Annotated in this window: 18 protein-coding genes and 1 pseudogene; 10 read left to right on the top strand and 9 right to left on the bottom strand. The window is 38.8% G+C overall.

Annotated features, from left to right (window positions below):
* Positions 1 to 24: 24 nt before the first annotated feature.
* A complete protein-coding gene (locus tag ACPUYX_RS11805; protein ID WP_426379855.1) occupies positions 25 to 1,167 on the top strand; it encodes a hypothetical protein in 1,143 nt (380 codons plus the stop codon).
* 32 nt (positions 1,168 to 1,199) lie between these two features.
* Here ACPUYX_RS11805 and ACPUYX_RS11800 read toward each other — a convergent pair whose 3' ends face one another.
* The 4 genes from ACPUYX_RS11800 to ACPUYX_RS11785 are packed head-to-tail and all read right to left on the bottom strand — an operon-like array spanning position 1,200 to position 4,140.
* Positions 1,200 to 2,276, bottom strand: a complete 1,077-nt coding sequence (locus tag ACPUYX_RS11800) for a sensor histidine kinase (protein WP_426379854.1) — start codon at positions 2,274 to 2,276, stop codon at positions 1,200 to 1,202.
* Positions 2,263 to 2,967, bottom strand: coding sequence for a response regulator transcription factor (locus ACPUYX_RS11795; protein ID WP_426379853.1), 705 nt, complete (start codon positions 2,965 to 2,967; stop codon positions 2,263 to 2,265). Before ACPUYX_RS11795 ends, ACPUYX_RS11800 begins: the two co-directional genes overlap by 14 nt.
* Complete coding sequence (locus ACPUYX_RS11790) at positions 2,939 to 3,544, bottom strand: DedA family protein (RefSeq protein ID WP_426379852.1); 606 nt, start codon at positions 3,542 to 3,544, stop codon at positions 2,939 to 2,941. Before ACPUYX_RS11790 ends, ACPUYX_RS11795 begins: the two co-directional genes overlap by 29 nt.
* A gap of 14 nt (positions 3,545 to 3,558) precedes the next feature.
* A complete protein-coding gene (locus tag ACPUYX_RS11785) occupies positions 3,559 to 4,140 on the bottom strand; it encodes a class I SAM-dependent methyltransferase (protein ID WP_426379851.1) in 582 nt (193 codons plus the stop codon).
* 291 nt (positions 4,141 to 4,431) lie between these two features.
* Between ACPUYX_RS11785 and ACPUYX_RS11780 the strand changes: the two genes are divergently transcribed.
* A complete protein-coding gene (locus tag ACPUYX_RS11780; protein ID WP_426379893.1) occupies positions 4,432 to 5,013 on the top strand; it encodes a flavodoxin family protein in 582 nt (193 codons plus the stop codon).
* Between the two features lie 629 nt (positions 5,014 to 5,642).
* On the opposite strand, the gene ACPUYX_RS11775 is transcribed toward ACPUYX_RS11780, so the two are convergent.
* Positions 5,643 to 5,954: a YmaF family protein gene (locus tag ACPUYX_RS11775; RefSeq protein WP_426379850.1), complete on the bottom strand. Its 312-nt coding sequence runs from the start codon at positions 5,952 to 5,954 to the stop codon at positions 5,643 to 5,645.
* Between the two features lie 193 nt (positions 5,955 to 6,147).
* On the opposite strand from ACPUYX_RS11775, the gene ACPUYX_RS11770 reads away from it, so the two are divergent.
* Both ACPUYX_RS11770 and ACPUYX_RS11765 read left to right on the top strand, forming a co-directional pair.
* A complete protein-coding gene (locus tag ACPUYX_RS11770; protein ID WP_426379849.1) occupies positions 6,148 to 6,597 on the top strand; it encodes a MarR family winged helix-turn-helix transcriptional regulator in 450 nt (149 codons plus the stop codon).
* Positions 6,598 to 6,752: 155 nt separating this feature from the next.
* Positions 6,753 to 7,934 (top strand): MFS transporter, encoded by a 1,182-nt coding sequence (locus tag ACPUYX_RS11765; protein ID WP_426379848.1) that lies wholly within the window; start codon positions 6,753 to 6,755, stop codon positions 7,932 to 7,934.
* Between the two features lie 275 nt (positions 7,935 to 8,209).
* Here ACPUYX_RS11765 and ACPUYX_RS11760 read toward each other — a convergent pair whose 3' ends face one another.
* Positions 8,210 to 9,859 carry a nitrite/sulfite reductase gene (locus tag ACPUYX_RS11760; protein WP_426379847.1) on the bottom strand — a complete coding sequence of 550 codons (1,650 nt, stop codon included), beginning with the start codon at positions 9,857 to 9,859 and terminating at the stop codon, positions 8,210 to 8,212.
* Positions 9,860 to 10,061: 202 nt separating this feature from the next.
* Positions 10,062 to 10,784, bottom strand: a complete 723-nt coding sequence (locus tag ACPUYX_RS11755) for a glycerophosphodiester phosphodiesterase (protein WP_426379846.1) — start codon at positions 10,782 to 10,784, stop codon at positions 10,062 to 10,064.
* 349 nt (positions 10,785 to 11,133) lie between these two features.
* Here ACPUYX_RS11755 and ACPUYX_RS11750 point away from each other — a divergent pair, with 349 nt between their 5' ends.
* The 4 genes and pseudogenes from ACPUYX_RS11750 to ACPUYX_RS11735 all read left to right on the top strand — a co-directional run bounded on the left by ACPUYX_RS11750 (position 11,134) and on the right by ACPUYX_RS11735 (position 14,726).
* Positions 11,134 to 11,457 carry a hemerythrin domain-containing protein gene (locus ACPUYX_RS11750; RefSeq protein WP_426379845.1) on the top strand — a complete coding sequence of 108 codons (324 nt, stop codon included), beginning with the start codon at positions 11,134 to 11,136 and terminating at the stop codon, positions 11,455 to 11,457.
* Positions 11,458 to 11,648: 191 nt separating this feature from the next.
* The gene (locus tag ACPUYX_RS11745) at positions 11,649 to 12,860 is read left to right on the top strand and encodes an RNA-guided endonuclease InsQ/TnpB family protein (RefSeq protein ID WP_426379844.1); all 1,212 of its coding nucleotides are present in this window, start codon (positions 11,649 to 11,651) and stop codon (positions 12,858 to 12,860) included.
* A gap of 236 nt (positions 12,861 to 13,096) precedes the next feature.
* Positions 13,097 to 13,864 (top strand): annotated as a pseudogene (locus tag ACPUYX_RS11740) (protein adenylyltransferase SelO family protein); the annotation flags it as partial.
* Between the two features lie 475 nt (positions 13,865 to 14,339).
* Positions 14,340 to 14,726, top strand: a complete 387-nt coding sequence (locus ACPUYX_RS11735) for a hypothetical protein (protein ID WP_426379843.1) — start codon at positions 14,340 to 14,342, stop codon at positions 14,724 to 14,726.
* Positions 14,727 to 14,807: 81 nt separating this feature from the next.
* Here the strand turns inward: ACPUYX_RS11735 and msrA are convergent, their stop codons facing one another.
* Complete coding sequence (gene msrA, locus ACPUYX_RS11730) at positions 14,808 to 15,791, bottom strand: peptide-methionine (S)-S-oxide reductase MsrA (RefSeq protein ID WP_426379842.1); 984 nt, start codon at positions 15,789 to 15,791, stop codon at positions 14,808 to 14,810.
* 185 nt (positions 15,792 to 15,976) lie between these two features.
* On the opposite strand from msrA, the gene ACPUYX_RS11725 reads away from it, so the two are divergent.
* A complete protein-coding gene (locus ACPUYX_RS11725; RefSeq protein WP_426379841.1) occupies positions 15,977 to 16,531 on the top strand; it encodes a L,D-transpeptidase family protein in 555 nt (184 codons plus the stop codon).
* Between the two features lie 215 nt (positions 16,532 to 16,746).
* Here ACPUYX_RS11725 and ACPUYX_RS11720 read toward each other — a convergent pair whose 3' ends face one another.
* Positions 16,747 to 17,058, bottom strand: a complete 312-nt coding sequence (locus ACPUYX_RS11720) for a hypothetical protein (RefSeq protein WP_426379840.1) — start codon at positions 17,056 to 17,058, stop codon at positions 16,747 to 16,749.
* A gap of 1,342 nt (positions 17,059 to 18,400) precedes the next feature.
* On the opposite strand from ACPUYX_RS11720, the gene ACPUYX_RS11715 reads away from it, so the two are divergent.
* Positions 18,401 to 19,549 carry an acyl-CoA dehydrogenase family protein gene (locus tag ACPUYX_RS11715; protein ID WP_088227296.1) on the top strand — a complete coding sequence of 383 codons (1,149 nt, stop codon included), beginning with the start codon at positions 18,401 to 18,403 and terminating at the stop codon, positions 19,547 to 19,549.
* The last annotated feature ends 28 nt before the right edge of the window (positions 19,550 to 19,577 follow it).

Genomic DNA, 19,577 nt, shown 5'->3' with positions numbered 1-19,577 from the left:
ACAGCGTCGGAATGGAGGTTTTAAATGAAAGATTCAGCGCAAGAAGTCTTTGACTGGATATATAAAAACAAGGACCCATACCACACTGGCGAGTCCGCGGGTAAATGGCTTGCAGAAGTGAATACATCATATAGGGGTGGTGATTTTGCTTGGGGTTGGGGTGCAATCGGGGTTGGTTTATACTATATGTTTAAAGCAACAGGCAACGTAAAATACCTTGATTGGATGGTTCCCCAAATTGAGTGGATTATTAGCCAGCGGGACACTGATCTAGATGTAGAAAGTTATCTAGGTACAGGAATAAAATTACCAGTATGGAATGATGGAGGGCAGTACGGCAACATACATGCCTATCCCGTTCACACTGCCGTAATATGTATGCCAATACTTCTTTTTATTAAAGAGGTAATGACATTAGGCATTCGACGATACTTTGACCGAGTGAAGATCTACTTATTGGTTTGTAGGGATGCACTGGAGGCACACAATACCCTCGATAATTGGATGGATTTCTCACTTGTGTCAGGTTATCCCGTTGAACCAAATTTTGGTGATTTCGATGAAGCCGGTAAGGTTACTATGCCTAACAGAGGTAATGCTTATCTTGCCGCTTGTGCACTTCTTGATAAATTATGCGCCACCTCAAACCATCTAAATAAAGTCGTCAAAGGATTCAACTATTTCCATACGTGTTTTCGGTTGGATGAACAGTCAAATAGCTATTACTGGAGTTACTGGCCATATTATTATGGTGAAAGTGGCTGGGAAGATATTTCACATGCCAGTTTAACAATGATGGGCTTTTGGCTTGCTCATCATGAAGCGTGTCCTTTGGTCTATTCAGCGCTTGACTTCCAAAGAGTAGCAAATACAGCTAAAAGAATCGTGCACATAGATTGCAGTAAAATAATAGTAAATGACAACATTTCCCCGTCTTCAACCCGAAAAGAGTTCACATTAAGCAGCTACCGTACGTCTATAGGAACTTGGAGTTTGCTGGCATTCTATGATCCTTTGGTGCTGTCCAAGATTAATCCTTGTGTTAATGAATTGATTAATATGATAGTTAACAATAGGCAAAGGGTGATTGGGGACGCTTTAAAGTCAATAGGTATTTGCATTTATGTAAATAAATCGCTCGGACTTGGCCAGGGTTTGGGACATTAAAGTCAACAAGAAATCTTCAATTTAATTAAACTTTAGTCTAAAGGCAGCCAGACGTTAAAATAAATGGTCTCGTTTTGGCTTTCGGCCCAAATCCTTCCGTCGTGGAGTTCAACAATACTTTTGGCAATAGCAAGACCTAATCCTGCACCTCCGGTCTCCTTGGACCGAGATTTCTCCAGCCGATAAAAACGGTCGAATAAATGGGAAAGGTTTTCGGGCTTGATGACTTCTCCGGGATTTTTAATGGTCATCGTTACGCCTTGATTAATAGTATAAAGGCTGACTAAGACATTGCCGGGTTTATGGCTGTATTTTAGAGCATTGCCAAGTAGATTCTCAATGACTCGTACATATTTATCTGGATCAATCCGAACAAGAAATTTTTCATCAGGGATTGATGCTTGTAAAGAAAGATTCTCTTTTTGAAATAAAGGACCATAGTCCAGCACAAGTTGATGAACAATATCATTAAGACATAATTTTTGGTACTCCAGTTTAACGTCTTTCCCCGTAAGTCTCGTAAATTCAAAGAGATCGTCTACTAAACTCTCTAGCATTTCAGTCTTGCTAAAGGCAACGCCAACGAAATTCATAAGTTGTTCTGGGGTTTCATATTGCTGATCCTTTAGCAATTGGAGATACCCCTTGATTGAGGTCAAGGGAGTTCTTAAATCATGTGAGATACCGCTAATCAATTCGTTTTTGCTTCTTTCGGCATCCCGTTCATGCTCAAGTTTGTGCTTTAGTTCTCTGGACATGGAATTTATACTTATACAAAGTTCGGTAATTTCATCATTTCCTTGAATTTTAATCACGGAACCAAACCCTTCGTGGGCAATTTCTTTGACTTGTTCAGAAAGATACCTAAGGTATCTAATTTTCTTGTTAATTAGCATTAAAAAGGTAACGATGAAAATTCCAATACTGATTATGAAAATTGATAATAGTACAGTATTATAAAAGGTTCGGTTGAATGAACGCACACTCATCATATGCCATGAAATATTATAGGCAATAAGTATCCAGGCAACGAACGAGGCAATAAAGCTAATGCTTATAGCAAGAAGCAGTTGCAGGCTGATTTTAGTTCTTACTTTATTTCCAATCAAGTTTATATCCAACTCCCCAAACATTTTTAATATACTGGGGCTTTCGAGGATTATCTTCTATCTTCTCGCGGATATTTCGTATATGAACCATCACGGTATTTTCTGATTCAAGCATTGGTTCTTGCCAAACTAGTTCATATATTCGGTCACTGCTAAAGACCATTCCCCGGTTACGAGCAAGCAACTCTAGAATAGCAAACTCTTTGGGAGTAAGTTTAATTTCCTGTTGTTTTATTAGGACTTGATGTGTTGCGGTGTTAATTCGGAGATTACCTATCTCAAGTTCGTAAGGATTGTTATCGGATTCATCGGCATGGGTAAAACGCAGATAGCGCCGCAGCTGCGACTTAACCCTGGCGACTAACTCCAGGGGATTAAAAGGTTTAGTTATATAATCATCAGCTCCTACGCTGAGTCCATGGATTTTATCCATGTCTTCAGTTTTGGCCGAGAGCATAATAATAGGCACGTTTTTTTTCGTTCGGATTTTCAAACAAGCCTCGATGCCATCCATCTTTGGCATCATGATATCAAGAATGATCAGATGGACTTGGGCATTGGCGAGAATCTCCAGAGCTTCCAAGCCATCCTCAGCTTTGATGACTTGGAAGCCTTCGTTTTGCAGGTAAATTCCGATGAGATTTTTAATTGCGTCATCATCATCAATAACTAGTATTGTCGGTTGTTCCATTACAAACTCCTCTCCAAACTATAAAACCTGAAACACACAAGATGGCAAGGGCGAAGAATCCGTACCTCGTGACCATTTGAGCAATTTGGTCAATATGGTTCCCAAAAATCCTTCCCACTATAAAATAGATTAGGGTCCATACAAAGCCTGTTGAATAAGCATACGCTACATAGTTACGGTATGGCATTTTGCTGATACCTACAAGATAAGGGACAAGATGGCGTACCATCGGCAAAAAGTAGCTTATTGGCAGAGCGTAATGACCAAACTTGTTGAGCATTGCCTGGGCCTGTCTGAGATATTTCCCCGTTTTCTTTTTCCGAACGAGCCGGTCAATTACAGGCGCACCAAGTTGATTGCCTAGTAAATATCCTACAGATAGTCCGGATACTACACCTAAATACGTAAGAAGAAAAGCCAAAATTGGATTAAGCAGCCCGAGGGCAGTTACCAATCCGGCCGTCATAACAATTACCTCGTCGGGAATCGGCATTCCGACGATGCCTAACCACAGGGCAAAAAATAGGGCAAGATAACCGAAATGTTGAATCATGTTTAATAATACTGCATTATGCATCTCAGTTCCTCCTCTCACTTGTGACAGACATAAACGAATGCAGGTGGAAGGTTCCGAGCAACAAAGGAAATCTTAACCTGGGAGAATTTACGGGACAGCAGGGGTTTCATTTGAAGAGAGTATTGAAAAGCAACAAAGATTCCTTGGGGCTTTAAGGATTGGATAACCTCGTCGATAATTTGTTCCCTCGCGTCTTCGTCAAAAAGGGCAAAGGGTAGCCCGGAAATAATCGCATCCAGGGAATCCAAACCTATTGATAGGGTCCCTTCGGAAAGGTGGGCGGCGTCTTTAAAATAATTCAGATCAGGACACAAAGTGCTAAGCATATTCCGCATTTCGTCATCCTTTTCAAAGACTGCCAACTTGCAATTTTGTTTTTTTACGGCTTGAATATGCCTTGTAAAAGCGCCCGTACCAGCACCAAGTTCTGCAACAGCATTTACCCTTTGCCAATTTATGGGCTCCAACATTTTTGCAGCGAGAAATTTGGAACTTGGTGTGACACTGCCTATTTGGCAAGGTGACTTTAGGAATTTAATTAAAAAGGTCATTTTTTCGGTTAAGGTTAAGTTTAAATTGAATTTAATTAGTTCCATGTTTTCACTCCCTTTCAATGCGATTAATCATATCCCAGGAAACTAAAGAGAAAGGGAGGAAAAAACTAAAGACTTTCTGAAGTTTTTATCGAGATATCTTAATAGCAAAGCATTATTTACCATGATCTTTTTGCAATTTCAAAAACGTAATTGTTGACAAGGAAACAATGGAACGATAGAATAATTGTGTTGCCAAGGAAACATAATTATTCTTTTTGAGGTGAGAATTTTATAATGAATACGCACTATACAGAACAAACCATAAACAGGTCAGACGTGCAAGTCGAAAAGATGAAAATCATCGGATTTATAACAAGTCCGCGGAAAGAAGGCAATACTGCCTGGATAGTAAACAAAATACTCGAAGGTGCGAAAGAAGAAGGCGCTGAAACTCAATCCTGGTATTTCAGCGATCTTGATATCAAACCGTGCCGGGGTTGTTGGGGCTGCCATAAGGGCGATCAGGGTTGTGTTATCAAAGACGACATGCAGAAACTTAATGAGGCGATTGATCATGCCAATGCCATTGTTTTTGGCTCTCCTATTTACATGATGCAGATGACTGCCCAGGCGAAGATATTCATCGATAGGATGTTTGCGCGATTCTCTCCGCGATACTCTCCATATTTCAAAGAAGAAAATGCCGCCGAAAAAAAGCTAATTCTTACGTTTAATCAGGGTAATCCTGATTCCAGCCTGTTTCAGTCGTATATTGATTATACGAAACATATGTTTGAGTTGCTGGAATTTGATGTTAAAGAGGTACCTGTCGTTACCGGTATGCGAAATGGATCGGCGTATGAAAGAAAAGATCTGCACACTGTCTTAAAGAATATCGGTTCATCGTTGGTTTCGGAACGATTACCGAAGTAATAAGGATATTGCAATTTGCGGATGTGCTTGAACAATAGTACCTTTGGATCAATCAAGCGACCCGCAATTGTATAGGGATGACAGAAAAGTGGTTTGAAAAAAAATAAATTCCTACTATAAATAAATTAAAGGTGACATAGAGGTGTCATCTTTTTTGTAGACAAATATCTTTTGTATTTTCGGCCGGTTAATTTTAACGACCATCCAACATGCTATAAAAGTGACTGGAATTGATAAGGTTCGAGCCATTATTGGAGGTACTCACCTTGGGCCAGCTAGTCCGGAACAAAAAGAAAAGACGATCTCATATCTCAAAACGTTAAATCTGGAGGTCCTCGCACCCAACCATTGTACTGGACTGCAAATGGCCAGTCGTTTATCTTTAGAATTTCCATCCCAGTTTAAATGGGCTAGCGCAGGTGCGACGTTTAAATTTTGATTGCTTTAGAACTAAGAATTCTCTCACTGAGAAGTCAAATAAAATGTTGCTTAAGTTGCTACAGTGGGCAAATGAACCGCAAAGCCTAAATGGCCACAGTTCTTTTATAGTTATCACCTAACATAAGAAAAGAATGTTAATATTTATACCATGGTGCCTTAAAGATTTCCGGGCACCTTTTTTATTTGGGTTAAGCACTCGGAGCTGGCATGTCAAGACCACTTACATGGTGGCGATGCCCTGCATTATAAGAAGTGTAAAAGTCCCAATTGTGCGTATGATAGCCATTCGGAAGTGAAATCGCCGGACCAGAAACGGATTTATAGTGATGTGCATGTCCGTATTCATACATGACAAAGCTTTCTGAATAGTGAATGTGACCACCGTCAACGGTAACGACTGCTGGGCCCGTAATATCAAGACATTGATGGGAATGGTTATCATCGCACGAAGTATGAGTAACACTACCGTGATTGTGACTTAAGAAGCTCTGATTGTTCATAATCTAACCTCCTTCAGATTATTGTATGAGGGAAGTTAGGATTAAGTCCCTAACGTTAATTCAATGTGTCGACTAATCAAGCCTTATTATGGAGAAGCAATGGAATGGCAATAGGATACTTTACTTGACTAATCAACTATAATTGTTATAATTTACTTGAGCTATCAAGTAGTTTAAAAAAGGGGCAGCGATAATGGAAAATATTGAAAGGAAAAGTATTGGAAAGTGGATTTCAATACTTCATAGGCAAGCTCAAATTTATGTTAATAATGAGATGAAATCTTATGCTTTAAACTCATCAGAATACATCTATCTGATAAATTTAGCCGAAAAGGAAGATGGAGTTAGTCAAAAATATTTATCTGACAAGCTTTATATTGATGAAGCACTGACAACAAGGGTAATAAGAAACTTAGAAAAAAAGGGGTATGTAACGAGAAAAAAAAGTTTAGACGATAAGAGATCATACAATGTCAAACTAACTGAAAAAGGTAAGAATGTGCAGCCAATAATATTAGATATGCTTAGTCGTTGGACGGATATTTTAGCAAAGGATATGAATGAGGGGGAGATAGATTATATTCTTGATAAGCTAAAATTAATGTCTAAACATGCCTTGCTTGTAACCAAAGGAGAATCTTAATCCATGAGTTTCTATTATTCCAGGGGTGAAAGCTTGATAAGCTAACCGAAGTGATTCAACCTGATCAAAATGGAAATGTTATGACATACTTCGCAGAGGTTATCCCCTACGATGATGTCTAGATTTGGGAAATACTATTTTTAGGAGGGAAGAGTATGCTTGAACAAGAGCGTCTTTGGACAAGAGATTTTCTTTTTGTTGATATAACAAGTTTTTTAGTTTTTGGCAGCTTCTATTACCTCTTGTCAACACTACAGTATTATGTTTTGCAACTGGGCGGGTCAGTTGCTTCGGTGGGCCTTGTCATGGGAATATTTACTTTAGTGGCGGTGGCTGTTCGTCCGATAGTTGGGCAACTTCTGGATACTCGTGGCCGGCATCTCTTATTGATGTTTGGCTTAATCGTAATTTTAGTTTCTTTTATAATTTATCCGTTAGTTCATCAACTTTGGTGGCTTATCTTTATCAGAATTTTACACGGCATTGGTTGGTCTGTGGTGCCTGTCGCGATTAGTACGATAGTCGCCGATGTCGTACCCGGTAAGCGTCGGGGCGAGGCTATGGGATATTATTCAAATTTCATGGACGTTGCTATGGCTATAGGACCATTTGCCGGTGTGTTGTTACTCCAGTTTGGCAATTATAAAGCAGTTTTTTGGGGTGCTGCACTTACTCTTCTCCCCGCATTTGCATTTGCAGGGTCGGTACATGAGCGTTACCAGCCAAAGTTAGATCGATCTACTGGTTCTCGTTTAAGTCGAGCAGCTCTTTTGCCGGGTTTTGTAATGATGACCGCAAGTATTGGTTATGGATGTGTGGTTAGTTTTTTACCTACATTAGTAATGGATCGAGGTATTTCAGGAAATTTTCTGGGCTTGTCAGATTATGCTTTTTATTATATCGTTTATGCCTTAACTTTACTTTTGACCAGGGGGATCTGGGGACGACTTTCTGATAAATACGGTCGCAAAGCGGCAATCATGCCCGGACTGCTTTTATTGGCCGGTGGGACATTCTTGTTAGCCTATACTTGGTCTTTCCCTATTCTTCTTTTGGTTGGTGTTATATACGCCGCTGGTTTTGGAGCAGCACAACCGTCAATTTTAGCTTGGACAGTGGACAGAGCTGGTCATACCGAGAGGGGGGCTGCAGTTTCGACTTTCTTTATTGCCTTTGACGGCGGGCTTGGCTTAGGTGCATTATTAATGGGAATGGTCATTCAGCATTTCTCATATGAGGTTACCTTTTTAGCCACTACGCTAATCACCTTTGTGGGTTTCTTATTTTATGTGTATTATCTTTATAGTACAAGATCCGGTAAAGTTCGTAGAGTGTAGCGGTAAACGCCCAGGCTTTTCAGACATCCTTTCAAAGCAATGAAGCTATGCTTAAGATGTTTGGTTTAAACGTTGTTAATACCATTTTACTAACGGGCGGCATAGATCCCAATACTGCGGCTAATCATAAAGAGCTTTTATTAAAAGCTTATGAAGCAGGAAAAACAATCTAGTGACTTGCAATGGTGTAGTTCACTTAAAAAAGGAGAGCAGAAAGCTCTCCTTTTTCCATGTCGCTCAATGGCTAGACTTTTGGTGTTGATTTATCAAGGAGTCTATGAGCCGTATCGAGGTTCCTTCAAATTGAAAACACTGTCTAGAAAGTCGTCAAGTATATTCTGAAATGTCTCTACTCCAACTCGATTAATAAACATATGGAAAGATTCGCCATCTTTTTTGTGAACCCTATAATAAAAAATCAAATGTTCCAGTACTAGATGTACTTTATCTGCCGGGATGAATCCTTTCAAATTTGTACTAAATTGTGGTTCCGGGCCTAGTATACCTCCAATTTGTAGTTCAAAACCTTCAATGATTTGGCCTGCCTTTTTTGTTTTAATTCCTCGCAGTCCTATATCCGCAAGTTGCACTTGCCCACAAGAATTGGGACAACCGGTAACATGAATACGTATGGGATTATCTGTATTTAATTTTTCATCGAGGTATTGGGAGAGTCGTTGGGCATATTTCTTTGTTTCTACGATGGCAAAATTACAGAACTCTTTACCGGCACAGGAAATCGTATGAGCCTTAAATGTTTTAGGGAAAGGGGTTAATTCGCTTAGAAGGGGTTCACGTAAGAAGGACATTGCGCGACTATCTTGAATTCCGGCAATAATTATATTCTGGGAATTCGTGGTTCGTATCATGCCGTCTCCGTATTTGTCAGTTAAGTCAGCGAGTTCTGTGATATTATTCGCACTTAAACGACCAAGTGGGACGGACAAACCAAAATAATGAAACCCAGGTTGTTTTTGTTGGTGAATGCCATTAAAATATCCTTCATTCCAATCACTAGTTAAATCATTTCCGCTGGTTAAAAGAGGTCCAACCAACTTTTCGAGCTCTTGTTTGAATTTTACAGTCCCCCAATCGGCTACTAAAAATTTCAGACGTGCATGTTGGCGGTTTTGACGAAACCCAAAATCACGAAATAGTGTTGCAACTCCAATGGTTACTTTGAGAATCTCGTCAGGTCTTAAAAAAACATCCAGTCTCTTTGCTAAATGGGGTCTGGCAGATAATCCTCCGCCCACATAAACGTGGAAACCTTTGACTACTTCATTATCGATGAATTTGGAAGCAGGCGTAAAGGACAGGTCATTAATTGCAGCATAACCAGTATCAAATATGTTAGCAGAGATCGAAATTTTAAATTTACGGGGAAGGTTTGAGAAATCCCTATTTCCTTGAAAAAAGTTTTGAACTTCTTGTTGGATCTCACGTGTATCCAAAATTTCATTAGGATCTATTCCTGCCAAAGGGTTCCCGATAATATTTCGTGGGCAGTCACCACAGGCTTCTATACTGCTCAAGCCCACTGATGTAAGTCTGTTTAAAATGCTTGGGATATCTTCAATTTTTAGCCAATGAAACTGAACTGATTGTCGGGTAGTAATATCTAAGATACTTCGAGCGTAATTTCTAGAAATAGAGGCAAGGACCCGTGCTTGAGAACTTGTTATAACTCCAAAGGGGATTTTGACCCGCATCATGAAATGCCCCTCTGATCGGGGGCGTTGGATATAAATACCTACCCATTTGAGCAGATCTCTTTCTTCCTCGCTGATGGAAGTAAAACCTCTCTTCTTAAAAACGTTAAGCTTCTCTAAAATGTCGAGTCCATCCGTGTTCAATTTAATTAATTCAAAACTGTTTAGATTACCGGGATTAAGAGCCCATTTTTTTTGGTAAATGTCTGGCATTTTAATACCACCTATTCCGATAAAATTAGTATGATAAATCTGTTGATTTAATCATAAAACATAAAAATAAATTTGTCTACCTAAGAAAAAAACACAATCTCAAGACTTGAAATAAGGGATAGTTGGTGTAGTAGCGAGTCTCGCGTGCAGGATCGCCGGAGGTGGGTGTGTAGTGTCAGATTGTGACCAAGCTACGAGTTCTTTATAAGGCGATATCACTACCAAGAATATGAATACCTAGTTGAAGTAAGTATCTGGCTGTACGGCGGCTAGTAATTCCGTTGGCATTTGGGATAAACTTATTAGCCTTTAGCAAGGGGAGTAATTGAGGGATTTCAATAAATGCTTGAAAAGGGGCACAAGCAAACGTAATATTGGCCTCTTTCATTCTTTCAATATTAAAATCATCCGGTAAAAGAAGTTTTCCCAAAGGAATGGACGAATTTAAACATCTAAATATCTCCAATTGTTCAAAACTGAAGGAGATCACCCTTACATGTTTTTCCATATCAGATTGATAGATTTCATAAAGAATACGTTCAAGGTCAGGAGGGGTAACTGTTTTCTTTAACTCAATATACATAATCCCCTTATGTCTAACGGTTAAAAGTGCTTCACGAAGTGAAGGGATTCTTTCTCCACGATAGGAATTCGAGAATTTTGCTCCAGCATCAAGCTGTTTTAGATCTCGGAAGGTCATATTAGTGACCGGTCCTTGGCCGTTAGTAGTTCGGTCTACTATTTCGTCATGAATTACCACTGGAACATTGTCACAACTCATTTGAACGTCAAGCTCAATACCATCAGCACCTAAATTCAAAGATTTACGGAATGCGACTAATGTGTTTTCCGGGAAAAGAAGTCGATAACCACGATGAGCGATCAATTCGAAGCCTTTTTGGCCTTTGTTAACTAATGATCTCATTATTCAAATATTCTCCTAAATACAGAATAAATGTTTTTTGTCAAAATCAGAATGCTTTTAATCTCTCTGATGTTTAAGGAAAGGGTGTGGTAATTTTATATTAGATATATGCATAATTATCTCAATCATTCTGCTTCGCTTATTATTCATAATTTTGGCGAGATGGAAAAAGCCGGTGAAACGGAACTTTGCGATTATCAATTTTTCCTACCCAAAAAGTGTTAGTTGCAATTTCTATTTTGTTCATTTGAAATTGCTCCAGTGTAAATTGATTTTGTAATTCATGGGTTTTGAATTCTTAAGCTCATGCTTATATCAAAGCAATGAATTTGTGAGTGAGTTTCTCTCGTTGTTTACATTAATGCTCTATGAACATGACAATGGACGAAGATACATCGGTGGAATGCGGGAGGCTTTTGAAAAGTTCAAACATGGAGATAAAGAAGCACTTGAAGAGTTTGCAGCGAATGCTTCTGGCTATACAACCCTTATGTATGCGCATATTGACAAAGAAAATAATATTCTTTATCCAATGGCAGAAATGCATCTTTCTGAAACGGCGAAAAATAAACTAGTACAAGATTTTTCTATGATTCAAGCTCAGGAGACCGGCGATGGTTTGTATGAAAAATATATTAATCTTGTCGAACAGTTAAAGGCCAATTATCTTTAAGGAAAATATAAGAACCCGCAAAGTTCCTTTTTACGGGTTCTTTTCCCAACGTTCTGTTATTTTTTATCCTTTTGCGGCGAGAAGACCCCCATCCTCTATAGGTGGCGAGATGAATCGCCGCCCCCAAATTATTACAGAACACCTGTTCTAAATTCGTTCTTGTTGTGGTAAAATAAGGATAACACGAACGAATGGTTGAGGTGGTGGTTAAGATAATCCGTGTCTTAAAAACTAAATTCCAGACTTCCCAAACGAATATTGACCGTCTCTTTGCCTGTAATCGCACCTCGGCTCAAGTTTGGAATGATTGTCTAAGCTTGGCCAAAGAACATTTTCAACAAACCGGTCAATGGATTACCCGTGGGACGTTGCATTTAGCGACGAAAGGTCAATACCCGATTCACAGTCAGTCCATTCAAGGAGTCTTCGAAAAATACCTCGATGCTCGAGAAAATGCCCATAAGGCCAAACGATTGGGATTCACTAAAATTCGTTACCCGTACAAACCTAAGAAGCATTTCAATACCAAGTGGAAAAAAGATGGCTTTCGCATAGGCAACAACGGAAAAATTGCGTTAAGTTTGGGGCTTCTCAATAATAAACGTCAAAAACCTATAATTGTCCAGATCAAAGAGTTGCCTTCCGGTGAACTTAAAGAGATTGAACTCATCTATGACCGCGGTCTTCGATTGGCTATAACGTACGATGACGGTAAATCTCCAAACGAAAACGATCATGTGAATATCGCAGCCATCGATCTGGGAGAAATTCACACCATTGCATCAGTCTGTGATAACGGCCAAGGAGTTATCATCACGGGTCGTAAGCTCCGAAGTCTCAAACGCTTTCGAAATAAGAAGCTGAAGGAACTTCAAAAAAAGATCGCCAAATGTCAAAAAGGGTCCCGTCAATGGAAAAAGTACCGACGAGCTTTGACCTATATCTTAAGCAAGAGTGATGCCCAGTTGACGGATGTCCTTCATAAAACCACCCGTGAGTTTGTAAACTGGTGTTTAGAGAATAACGTCAAGGAAGTTGTTGTCGGCAACGTTGAAGGCATCGAGCGACATACCTCACCCCGGAAGAAAAAGAACAAGCACAAACGTTCATGTAAACATAATCAAAAAATGTCTCAGTGGCATTTTGGACGAACCACCACGTACTTAAACTATAAATTGGCAGTTGAAGGGATAAGCCTTCAAAAGGTCGATGAATCCTTTACAACACAAACATGTCCTGTTTGTGGGAGAAGAAAGAAAATCTCCTCTAGAAATTACAGGTGTACTTGTGGATATCAAGAACACCGGGATATTCACGGAGCCAAGAATATCTTGAGCAACTACAAATATGGGGTGTTTCGAGAAGTATATGTAGAAGAGCTAAAGTATCTACGGATTGCCTAAGGCAAGAAGTAGTAGATGCCATGAACCTGGCCTGTATGCAGCAAATGCATAGAGTTGCCGGCCTTACCGAAATGATGGACTCACGCCTATCGGGTGAGGCATCTCAAACGAGATACCCTTGAGACATGCACTATGGGCTTGCCGGAAGCCCCTATCCTACGGCGAAAACAGTGTTTTCGTTCTTAGCGAAGTGTAGGTAGGGGAGGTTCACAATTTAGGGAGGTGGCAGTAATGACGCAAAATTAATTGCTAAATGGCAGCTTTTTGGCTTTATTCATGGTGTAATGAACACCGATAATATGACAATTAGTGGAGAAACGATTGATTATGGTCCGTGCGCTTTTATGGACGAATACGATGAAAATACTGTGTTTAGTTCTATTGATACTCAAGGACGTTATGCCTATGGAAATCAGCCGCATATCGCTGCTTGGAATCTTGCCAGATTTGCTGAAACCTTATTACCAATCCTCGACGACAACCAGGAACTAGCTGTCCAATTAGCTCAAGAAGCGCTTTTAGGTTTTAACAAGTTATTTAACCGAAACTTGCTTATAGGAATGAGAGCAAAACTTGGATTATTCAACGAAGAGGAAGGGGACGTATTGCTGATCGGAGATTTACTGAGCATAATGCAAAAATATCATGCGGACTATACTAATACTTTCCGGGCATTAACATTCGATAATCCCACAGATACAGTCTTGTTTGGCACCCAAGAATTCAAAGAATGGTATCAAAAGTGGCAATCAAGACTAAGCGGGCAGCAGGAAACAAAGTGTTCCTCTCAAGAGTTGATGCAAAAAAGCAACCCTGCGGTTATCCCTCGCAACCATAGTGTAGAAGCTGCACTCGAAGCAGCGGTTAAAAATGAGGACTACCATGTAATGGAGCGGTTTTTAGATATTCTAAAAGAACCTTTCGCATACTCTCAGGAACAGGAAGAATTCACATCGATGCCAGAGCCATCTGGTATTCCCTACCGTACATTTTGTGGTACTTAAATTAAATGAGTTTTCTACCGAGCCGACTTTGCAACTCCAAGCACTTGGTGTATTTCATTAAGGTTATAAAGCAATTGATATTTTTTCATAGCGGCACATGGAAGCCAGCGTTCTTATATCAAAGGATAAAAGCGGGGGCACATTGGTAAGTAAATTGTTCATGATTAAGAACTTAATAAGCCATCACGATGCAAAAAAAAAATTTATGGTGATGGTAGAATTTTACGAGACAGGAGAATACATATTGGTGATACACTATGCTTCACTTACAATGGAAAAGAGCGGAATCCTTTATGTCACCACAAAATCGACAAACGACTATAAAATGTTGCTCTTTAGTCCTGGAGCGAGAACTGCAATAGTGAACTTTAATAAAGTATATACGCACTTTATGCAGACCAAAAAGGGAAATGGATAAGAAACTGGACGCCAAAAATAAAAAATGAATCGATGTTTTTTATTAGGAGGCGGAAAGATGAAAAAGAAAATTATAGGTCCAGAAATTATGTTGACAGAAGAACTCATACAATGCGAGGTTGAATGTCCCGATGGATATATACCGGGGGACGGTAAGTTACATCTTCATGACTGTTTCAAGAGGGCATGGAATTATGTGATAGATATTTCGTTGTTAGGTACGCCAATTAATGCATGGTTAGTTCATGGGAAAATAAATGTTTATGCTGATATTGATCATGCATGGGTTGAACTGGATAATGAAGTTGTATTTGACGGAGTGTTACAAAGGTTTTATAAAAAAGATTGTTACTACAGAGTAAAGAAGGCCAAAAAAATAGCTATATGGTCAGCAGTTAATGCAACTATAAATTTCACTCGATTTAAACACTATGGTCCATGGTAAGGTTACTGTAACTTCCGTTAAGCGAAAGGCTAATATGTTACTGAACATTGAATTAGCAATTTGTCCAGAAGTAGTGTTCAATTAGGTATTCTTAAACAATAAGTTAAATTCGCTATATCCTTCGCGATCTAACTCTTCTTTGGGTATAAAACGTAGCGATGCAGAATTTATGCAGTATCGAAGCCCATTAGGACCTGGCCCATCGGGAAATACATGTCCTAAGTGGGAATCAGCTTCTTTACTACGCACTTCCGTTCTAGTCATTCCATGGCTTAAATCTACTTTCTCTTTTAAGGATTTTGAAACAATGGGCTTCGTAAAACTAGGCCATCCGCAGTCACTATTAAGCTTATCATTTGAACTAAATAGAGGTTCACCGGAGACTACATCAACATATATACCTTCACGTTCATTATTCCAATATTCGTTCTGAAAAGGCGGTTCGGTCCCATTCTCTTGCGTAACATGATATTGTAAATCAGTTAGTCTGGATTTTATCTGCAACCTATCAATTGGCCAATTATGATTTATAAACTCATCTCGTCCAGACCCTTGACGATATAGAGAATAGCGGAAAGGGTTTTTCTCATGGTAATCTTGATGATATTCTTCTGCAGGGAAAAAATTTGTTGCAGGGAGAATTTTGGTAACAATAGGTTTTTGGAACTGAACGCTTTCAATTAGAGCTTGTTTAGAAGCTGCGGCTTTACGATGCTGTTCCTCGTCATGATAAAAAATAGCCGTTTGGTATGACTGCCCTCGATCATTGAACTGACCATCTGGATCAGTTGGATCAATTTGTCGCCAAAAAACTTCTAGAAGTTTATCATAGGATATTTGATTAGGGTCAAACGAAATTTGGACAGATTCGAAATGTCCAGTCGTTCCAGAACATACTTCTTTATAGGTTGGGTTTTCAGTATGACCACCGGTGTAGCCCGAAACCACATTAATAACACCTTGAAGTTGTTTGAACGGGGATACCATGCACCAAAAGCAGCCACCTGCAAAGGTGGCAAAACTAATTTTACCCGGAACGTTCAATAGGCTCACCTCTTTATTCAAATGAATTTACATTAAAAGATTTTTCCCGTTACTGCAAAAAATAAACCTCTATATAAAAGCGCCTGATCCCTGTAATATTGTCTAACCTAAATTTCATTAGAGGAAGAGACAACGTTGGTAAGATTTCTGCACAAATTACACATTTAACCTTCTAACATAAACTAATACAAAAAGAAGGTAATGATATGCTGCTTGAAATCTTTATTGACTTAATTAAATGTAAATTGGAGTTGTGTCAAGAGGATAAAATCATCAAAGCATACCCAGTGGCAGTTGGAGCCAAGAAAACCCCTAGTCCGGTCGGCAACTATAACGTCATTAATAAGGCCCATTGGGGAGGTGGTTTTGGCACCAGATGGATGCAGCTTAGTGTTCCATGGGGGACATATGGTATTCACGGAACAAATCGACCTGATTCAATTGGAAAGCAAGTTAGTCATGGATGTATCAGAATGCATAATAGGGATGTGGAAGAAGTTTATGAACAGGTAGAAATAGGTACTAAAGTTTATATTAAAGGTCCAATCGCTTATAACCTTTCTGTTAACGGATCGCGTGGTAATTTGGTACAATTAATTCAACAAGCTTTAAAAGAGCAAGGGTATTATGGTGGTATTTGTGACGGGATATTCGAAGGACGAACAGAGAAATCCGTTTGCCAGTGGCAAAAAGAGAAAAATATCCTCGTAACAGGGCAAATAAATCAGGTCAATTTAAATGATTTAGGTATATTATTATGAATACCAGAAGCGATGGGGACATTGTCATCCTTTGCTCCTTATCCCTCGACCAATAGCTGAGGGTCTTGAGTTTTTTGGAGGGAACAAAAGAGTTCGTCCTTAATTTATCAGGGGAATAATCATCCTTTCAAAAGCACAAAAAAGCACGTGTCCGGGGTCCTCCTGACACGTGCTTTTAGTGAATAAGGCCTGCTCACTCATCCTCCATTATAGTACTAGTTATAAAATCGTATCATTAGTTCTTTGTATATTTGCTCAGTCCATAAAGATATAGAATTATTCAAATCAGTAACTCTCTTCAATTCACCATTTTCTGTGGTTTGAGGGCTAAATTGGGTTGGAATACTATTATCACCTGATTTAGATACCTTAGCTTGGAAATAGAACTCCGGGTCAAAACGATAAATGATAGAAAGCGTAATATCCGATTGAGTTTCAATTTCCTTAACTAAAAAATTATTTTCGTTAAATTTTTGATTTATTGTCAAAGCTTTCCGAACATCGCTTAAAAAACTTTTATTAAGCATTCTAATTCGACTCCTTTTTATATACAGGGCACCCTATATAGTACATTGTAGTGTTTTTTGTTAAATCTATAGTTCCATCTGTTTGTACTAATTATTACATATTTAAAATTAGCTTACAATGCTTTAACTAATATTTTTATTTATATACATTATAAAATTGAATTATAGTGTTTTGTTTAAATCAGATTATTCATTGATCATAAACTTTTATATAAAAACATAAACTATTTTATATGTTGGTTTTAATTTGAATTTTGAGTTATTACTCAAAATAGAACCACTGGTGTTGATTATAGTCGCCAGTGGTTCTATTTTGCCATGATTAAATGTTTTAATTACGGCAAACGATATGCTCGAACAGTCTAATGCAAAGTTAGAAGAGGTCAATGCAATGCTTGAAGAAGAAATCGTCAAGAACAGGTTTTATATGAAATCTAAATTAATTCCGGAAAACAATTCGATTCTAACATTGTTCCAGTATTTTTGAAAAGTTTGGAAGAAGTACACGTTACATTGATTGACATAGGCAAAGGCAACTATTGAAGAAATCTACTGGTATTGGCACGTGTCAGGATAATTCTTCCCCTATTGACTGCAAGAGACAGGACGCCTTGTGAGAGAGGGGCGACAGGACACGACAATTAAGTATAATATTCAATAAATTTTAAATATTGATTTAATTGAAAATTCGATGTAATATATAATAGTCAAGCATATCTGAATATTTTATTAAATTGCAAAATATAGGAGGTGTTATTGGATTTTTGTATCCGTTTTTAAGTAGACTGAATGAAAATTCAATATTTCTAGACAAGTAGCAAACAATTAGGCAATTTGAGAGCTGAAATAGAAAAATTCCCAGAAACTAACTTGGAATTAGTGAAGCTCAAAGAGAAATGTAGTAATCATCGATCGTTTCAAACTTGTAGCAACTGGCGATGGGGGTCTCATCCCTGGATACCAGTAAGCGCGTTAACGTCTCCAAGTAAACCATGATTCGCAGAGATTTCAAGGATTTGAGTCTAAAAAAAGTGGAATAACCGATCACTTGGTAAGACCGATTTCTTGTTGTTGTGACGAATCATCCACTCGACCAAACGTTTACTTTACCCGGCGTGGTCGTTGGAGCCTTTTCTCCCTTTTTACCTTTCTTAGTTTTCTTCTTGCGTCTCGACATGTTTGGGGGCTTGAGATTGTTTCCACTGGCAGCCCAAAGGCGTTTGAAGAAGTCGTAGAAGGTACCAACACCGGGGAAAATAAAGTTGGTTCAAGGAAACCCTTGTCCTGACTACCTCGGCGAATGCCGAGAGGCTATTTAAAATTTAGGAGGAGGCAATTAAAAATGGATGTTAATTCTTTTAGTTTATCTGAAGAACAGGAAATGATTATGAACACGGCAAGATCATTTGCACAGAAGGAACTTCAACCGATCGTCTATGAGAGCGACGCAAATAGTATATTTCCTGTAGAACAGTATAAGAAGATGGGTGAGATGGGTTTGTTGGGCTTACCGTTTTCATCAGAATATGGTGGTTCCGACGGAGATTATTTATCCTACATCTTAGCTGTCGAAGAAATTTCCAAGGTGCATAGTGCCGTTGGTATCTCATATTCTGTAAGTACCTCTCTCTGTATGGGAGGAATATATCAAAACGCTTCAGAGGAACAAAAGAAAAAATATCTTCCAGATCTATGTTCCGGAAAGAAATTTGGCTCTTTCGGATTAACTGAGCCAAATGCGGGCTCTGACGCAGCAGGTGTAAGAACTACAGCTAAAAGAGATGGAGATCACTATGTATTAAATGGTTCTAAATGCTTCATTACAAATGGTCCTCTCTCAGAGACTTTCTTAGTATTTGCTTCGACGGATATAAGTCAAGGAACAAAAGGCTTATCAGCGTTTATTGTTGAAAAAAGTTTCCCGGGATTTTCAATTGGCACTATTGAAAACAAATGTGGGATCAGAGCTACTCAAGTTTCAGAACTGCTTTTTGATGATTGCATTGTCCCAGCTGAAAACTTAGTAGGACAAGAGGGAAAAGGTTTTGGCATAGCAATGAAAACTCTTGATGGTGGGAGATTTGGAGTCGCAGCACAAGGACTCGGTCTTGCAGAAGGAGCATTTGATATAGCGAAACAATATTTGAAAGATAGAATTCAGTTCGGTAAGCCTTTATACAAGAATCAGTATTTAGCATTTAAAATGGCTGAATTAGAGATTGAAATTGAACAAGCTAAATATCTGTTGTATAAAGGAGTTCTTGATAAACAAGCAGGAAGACCTTATTCAGTTTCAGCAGCTAAGGCAAAAATGGCTTGTACAGATGCAGCGATGCATGTAACTGTAGAATGCGTTCAGATGCTAGGTGGAAACGGCTACATGAAGGATTATCATGTTGAAAGAATGATGAGAGATTCTAAGATCACTCAGATCTATGAAGGAACAAATCAAATCATGAGAATGATTATTGCCGGAGCTATTTTTAAATAATTTATTTTTTAAGATCAACCGACGGTTT

Source organism: Desulfosporosinus sp. SYSU MS00001, from assembly GCF_049943955.1.
Taxonomy (GTDB): Bacteria; Bacillota; Desulfitobacteriia; order Desulfitobacteriales; family Desulfitobacteriaceae; genus Desulfosporosinus.
This window is presented reverse-complemented; position numbering and strand designations above follow the sequence as displayed.